Annotated in this window: 6 protein-coding genes; 3 read left to right on the forward strand and 3 right to left on the reverse strand. The window is 42.9% G+C overall.

Annotated features, from left to right (window positions below; translation table 11 throughout):
- Both AAGC65_RS24645 and AAGC65_RS24650 read right to left on the reverse strand, forming a co-directional pair.
- On the reverse strand, positions 1-520 hold a 520-nt coding region (locus AAGC65_RS24645; protein ID WP_343115121.1), incomplete at its 3' end, for a DEAD/DEAH box helicase.
- A 346-nt stretch (positions 521-866) separates the two neighbouring features.
- Positions 867-1,334 carry a DUF4293 domain-containing protein gene (locus AAGC65_RS24650; protein ID WP_343115122.1) on the reverse strand — a complete coding sequence of 156 codons (468 nt, stop codon included), beginning with the start codon at positions 1,332-1,334 and terminating at the stop codon, positions 867-869.
- 137 nt (positions 1,335-1,471) lie between these two features.
- On the opposite strand from AAGC65_RS24650, the gene AAGC65_RS24655 reads away from it, so the two are divergent.
- The 3 genes from AAGC65_RS24655 (at position 1,472) to AAGC65_RS24665 (ending at position 4,970) form a co-directional block, all read left to right on the forward strand.
- On the forward strand, positions 1,472-2,005 hold the full coding sequence (locus tag AAGC65_RS24655; protein WP_343115123.1) for a DUF892 family protein: 534 nt from the start codon (positions 1,472-1,474) through the stop codon (positions 2,003-2,005).
- 211 nt (positions 2,006-2,216) lie between these two features.
- The gene (gene truA, locus AAGC65_RS24660; RefSeq protein ID WP_343115124.1) at positions 2,217-3,041 is read left to right on the forward strand and encodes a tRNA pseudouridine(38-40) synthase TruA; all 825 of its coding nucleotides are present in this window, start codon (positions 2,217-2,219) and stop codon (positions 3,039-3,041) included.
- Between the two features lie 180 nt (positions 3,042-3,221).
- The gene (locus AAGC65_RS24665; RefSeq protein ID WP_343115126.1) at positions 3,222-4,970 is read left to right on the forward strand and encodes an ABC transporter ATP-binding protein; all 1,749 of its coding nucleotides are present in this window, start codon (positions 3,222-3,224) and stop codon (positions 4,968-4,970) included.
- Between the two features lie 115 nt (positions 4,971-5,085).
- Here the strand turns inward: AAGC65_RS24665 and AAGC65_RS24670 are convergent.
- Positions 5,086-5,355: hypothetical protein (locus AAGC65_RS24670; RefSeq protein ID WP_343115125.1), on the reverse strand; the 270-nt coding region annotated here is incomplete at its 5' end.

Consider the following 5,355-nt stretch of genomic DNA (forward strand, 5'->3'; position numbering starts at 1 on the left):
TAGATAAGATATTATCAATGTCTTCCTGAAAGCCCATGTTGAGCATTTCATCAGCTTCATCCAATACTACGTATTTTACCTGCGTAAAATCAATCGCCTTGCGGTTAATGATGTCAAGCATACGGCCAGGAGTGGCCACTACGATCTGTACACCACGTTTAATCTGGCGTAACTGATCAGAAATACTTGCACCACCATAAACAGCAACAACGTGAACGTTGTTCATTTGCTTGGCGTAATTTTTAATGTCGTTCGCGATTTGTAAACAAAGTTCGCGTGTGGGGCATAAAACAAGTGCCTGTGGATGATTTTCTTCGAAATCCAACAGCTCTAATAATGGTAGGCCAAAGGCAGCAGTCTTACCGGTCCCGGTTTGGGCTAATCCGACAAAATCGTTGCTGCCTGTTAACAATACCGGAATTGACTGTTCCTGGATTGGCGTTGGGTTTTCAAACCCTAACTCAGAGATGGCATTAACAATATCATGACGGATTCCCAGTTGAATAAATGGGTTGTTCATGAATTAAAATAACGAATTTGGCAACATCGCCAAATCGGGCGCAAAGATAGCGACTTTAAAGTTCAATTCCTATACCTTTTTTATTTATTGTAATAATGGGATTTTGGGGCCCGGAAAACACCGGTTTTTTGAGGTATTGATACTTATTATCAGGAGTATAGTGTTGAGGTGCGAGTAAGATCTCGGCTGTATTAAAAATTGTCATTGCGAGGAGGAACGACGAAGCAATCGCGGACTATGCAGGTTTGCCTTCAAGGTTCGCGATTGCCACACTTTGTTCGCAATGACAAATATTAGTATTTTCTTGTCGACATTGCCCAAATCAGGGGAATGTTTGCAAATATACTTACCTCAACCTATCGGCCGACCGAACCAGCTTTTCATCACGCTGAATGCTTTTGGCTGCTAAAATGATCAACACAATGCTCAACGACGTTAAAAACAGGCCAATACCCATAGTGCGGGTATCCAACTGAACACTGCCTATTGCTTTTTTAACGGTTTGGGCCATCCAGAAGCTGTACCCAATTAATACCAGTATGGCGCTGTAGCAAATGGTGATTTGCTGTTTGCGGTTTTTGTACAAAAATATAATAGCCAATGGCAGTAATGCAACAATACCTGTTATGGCTGTAAGGGCTGTAAAATGCTCGGTATACTGCTGCGAGCCGTTCACATCCTGAAACACACCCGTAACCATAACACTTACCGGTTTACCCGCTACGTAAATGTTGTGTGCTAATGGGAAAAAGAAAAGGGCAAATAGCACAAGGCTGGCAAATAAAAGGTAAATGCTTTGAATACGTTGCAGCATGATCTTAAAAATTATAACACGGCAAATATAATTGTTTTACCTATTGCCGCAGGCCATTTTATTGGGCTAATGATTTGTGCTGAATGATAATTTTATAATGTATATTTATAGTTGATTACCGATTAAAAACTATTGTGATGATGGAACCCCCAATCAATAACCTCTCTCCACAGGATGTGAAGTTTGAGGACGCGCACCTGAAAAAAATATTCCTTGAACACCTGAACAGTATTTATTGCGGCAAGCAGCACCTGATCAGTTTTTTTGAAGAAATTAAAGAGCTGGCAACACTGCAGTTTTTAAAAAATGCGATTGAGGATTGTAAAAATGATGCTGAATACCAAATGCAACATTTGGATGGCATTTTTAATTCTATTAATGAAGATCAATCAAAAATAAGTGTGCTTGGTATGAAGGCCATGACGCTTGAAGCATACATTTCGGCAATTAAGGCAGGCAAAACAGCTATGGAGCGTGACGTTTTTATCGTGTTTTATCTACAGCTAATTGAAGGTATTGAGGTTACTTATTTTAAAGTGCTTAAAAACCTGGCTAAGGCTATTGGTTACAGCAATAGCTTTTTAGATAAACCTTTTAACCAGGCAGTTGAAGATAAGATCATGTTTGAGTCTATTTACAAAGAATATATCAGCGAACCGGCAGGGGAGTAGGGTATACTCACCCGCCCCTTGCTTCGCTCGGGCACCCTCTCTTCGCCTGCGGCGGAAAGAGGGATGGAAAATTAAAAAATAAAATTTCCCTCTTTACGCTTGCGTAGAGAGGGATGGCGAGCGCAGCGATGCCAGGGTGAGTCGTCTGCGCCATTCCAACATTTAACCAAATAATAAACACCCTTCCCCTGCATATTATTAACTTTGCCGGGTGACGGTTAAACAACGCTATTTTATTGAGCTGGCTTATGATGGTACCAATTATCATGGCTGGCAGGTGCAGCAAAACGCGGTGAGTGTACAGGAAGAACTGAATAAAGCTCTCAGCACTATTTTACGGCAGCCTATTGAAACCACCGGCTGCGGCCGTACCGATACCGGCGTACATGCCCGTGAGTTTTTCGCGCATTTTGATGTAGAAGAAGTTCAGGGTTCATTGTTTATAGATCATAGTAAGAATAAGGACGAGATGTCAGATGCTTCAACCACGGACTATGAACCACGGACTATGAACCAACAACTTAACAATAAAGTTCGCGGCTTAAACTCCATTCTTCCTCCAGATATCTCCATAAAAAATATTATAGCGGTTGATGCCGGGGCACATGCCCGGTTTGATGCCACGTTAAGATCATACCAGTATCATATCCATTTTCATAAAGATCCTTTTTTACGTGGTTACTCCTGGCAGCTGCGTGATGTGCCAGATCTGGAACTGATGAACCAGGCCGCGGCTATTATTATGGAGTATATTGATTTTAGCTGTTTCAGCAAATCAAACACACAGGTTAAAACCAACAATTGCAAAATAACCCGAGCCGAATGGGTGAACACCGATCAGGGCATTGTTTTTCACATCTCGGCCGACAGGTTTTTGCGCAATATGGTACGCGCTATAGTGGGCACGCTTATCATGGTTGGTAAAGGAGAAATAGTCCCGGGAGCTGTTCGCCAGATCATCGAAAGTAAAAACCGTTCAAATGCCGGCACCAGTGTACCGGCCTGCGGTTTGTATTTAACAGAAGTGAAATATTAGCCCCTAACCCCTAAAGGGGAATGTAAAATACATATTCATATTTTCTAACTGATATATTATACATTAACTTTGAAAGTAGTGAATACTGATAAAAAAAATACTGCACAGAAAGCACCCCCTTCAGGGGGCGGGGGGGGCGTAACCGGAAAAGCGCTTGATTGGAAACTGTTAAAACGGGTGATGCACTACGTAAAACCCTATAACACCACTTTTGTTATTGCTGGGTTTTTAACCATTTTTTTGGCAGTTAACGCTATTTTACAACCTATTTTTATTCAGCGTACGCTGGATGTTGATATCCTCAATGATAACTACGATGGTTTGGTTTTCATGGTTGTGCTCATGATTACGCAGCTTATTGTGCAAACCGTGGCGCAGTACTATCAAACCTATTTAACAAATTCGCTGGGCCAGTCGGTGATCCGTGATCTGCGGATCGATATTTTTAACCATATCACCAGTCTCCGTTTAAAATATTTCGACCGTACACCTATTGGCATGCTTATTACCCGTACGGTATCTGACCTGGAAACCATTGCCGATATTTTTTCTGAGGGGTTGATCTCTATCATGGGCGATATGCTGCTGGTGTTTGCCGTGATTGGTTTTATGCTGTACCAGGATTGGAAACTGGCTCTGATCACGCTGATACCCATGCCTTTCCTGTTTGCATCAACCTATGTGTTTAAGGAAGCTATTAAATCATCTTTTCAGGAGGTGCGTACACAGGTGGCCCGCCTTAATACTTTTTTGGCTGAGCATATTTCCGGTATAGGTATCATTCAGCTGTTTGCCCGCGAAGATCAGGAAATGCGCAAATTTAAGGCCGTTAACCTCAAATATCGCGATGCCAATATCCGCTCCAACTGGTACTATTCTATATTTTTCCCGGTGGTTGAAATTCTGTTTGCCATTTGTATGGGCTTGCTGGTTTGGTATGGTTGCAAACGGATGCTGTCTGATAGTCAGCTGGCAGCCATTACTGCCAGGCCCGGAGGCATTACTCCCGGCGTAATTACCGGCTTTATTGTATTGCTGAATATGCTGTTCAGGCCGATACGTCAGCTGGCAGATAAATTCAACACCCTGCAAATGGGCATGGTTGGTGCCGACAGGATATTTAAGGTATTGGATACCGATGAGGTTGCTGCTGATAACGGTACGATTGCTGCCGGAAGACTACAGGGCGATATTGAGTTTGATAAAGTTTGGTTTGCCTATAACGACGAGAACTGGGTATTAAAAAATATCAATTTTAAAATCAAACCCGGCGAAACGCTTGCACTGGTAGGGGCTACAGGCGCGGGCAAATCCTCAACCATAAATATACTGAACCGTTTTTACGAAATTGGAGGCGGCAGTGTAAAGGTTGACGGTCATGACATTCGTGATTATAAGGTGGAGTTTTTACGTTCGCAGATAGCTACTGTGATACAGGATGTGTTTTTGTTTACCGATACCATTGGCAATAACATTAGCCTGAACAATCCTGCTATCTCCCGCGAACAGATTATATCGGCTGCTAAGGATGTAGGCGCGCATGATTTTATTGAACGCCTGCCTGGTGGGTACGATTATAATGTGATGGAAAGGGGTTCGACGCTTTCGGCAGGCCAGTCGCAGCTCATATCCTTTATCAGGGCGCTGGTATATAACCCAGCTATTTTAGTGTTGGATGAGGCTACCTCATCTGTGGATACCGAAACCGAAATACTGATACAAAACGCTATTAACAAACTGATGCAAGGCCGCACGGCTATTGTTATTGCTCACCGCCTGTCGACCATTCAAAATGCCGACAGGATTATTGTGCTTGACCACGGCGAGATCATGGAAAGCGGTACTCATCAGGAACTCCTCAAAATTGAGAACGGCCACTACCGTAAACTTTATGACCTGCAATTTAACTCGGCAGGTATAGCGAGATAGCATTTATATATGACCGTCATCCTGAACTTGTTTCAGGATCCCTCTTGATTGGTATACCTCACGGTAGAGCTCTGCAAGTGGGATGCCGAAATAAATTCGGCATGACGTGTTGGTACTATGGCTGCACTTTCCCCTTCTCCATTCCTTTTTCTTTGGGTGGAGATTTTATCGGGTCAACAGGCTGCTCTTCTTTTTCATGTTTTTTAGCGATGTTGCCTCCATGAGGTTTATCGGCATGATATTGTTTATCCTCCTGGCGTACTTTGCTTTTGCCGCCATTGTCATTTGATCGTTTGGTCGGGGTGTCCGAAGGCGAGGGTTTGTTGGATGAATTTGCTGGCTTTGTCATAGATAAACAACAAGCAGATACCGGCTTTTGTTTATT

The sequence above is a fragment of the Mucilaginibacter sp. genome, assembly GCF_039207105.1.
Classification (GTDB): Bacteria; Bacteroidota; Bacteroidia; order Sphingobacteriales; family Sphingobacteriaceae; genus Mucilaginibacter.

Bases quoted from the DNA above. Each gene is read 5' to 3' on its own strand.
- AAGC65_RS24650 (WP_343115122.1), bottom strand. From the start codon at position 1,334: ATGCTGCAACGTATTCAAAGCATTTACCTTTTATTTGCCAGCCTTGTG.
- AAGC65_RS24655 (WP_343115123.1), top strand. From the start codon at position 1,472: ATGATGGAACCCCCAATCAATAACCTCTCTCCACAGGATGTGAAGTTT.
- AAGC65_RS24665 (WP_343115126.1), top strand. From the start codon at position 3,222: ATGCACTACGTAAAACCCTATAACACCACTTTTGTTATTGCTGGGTTT.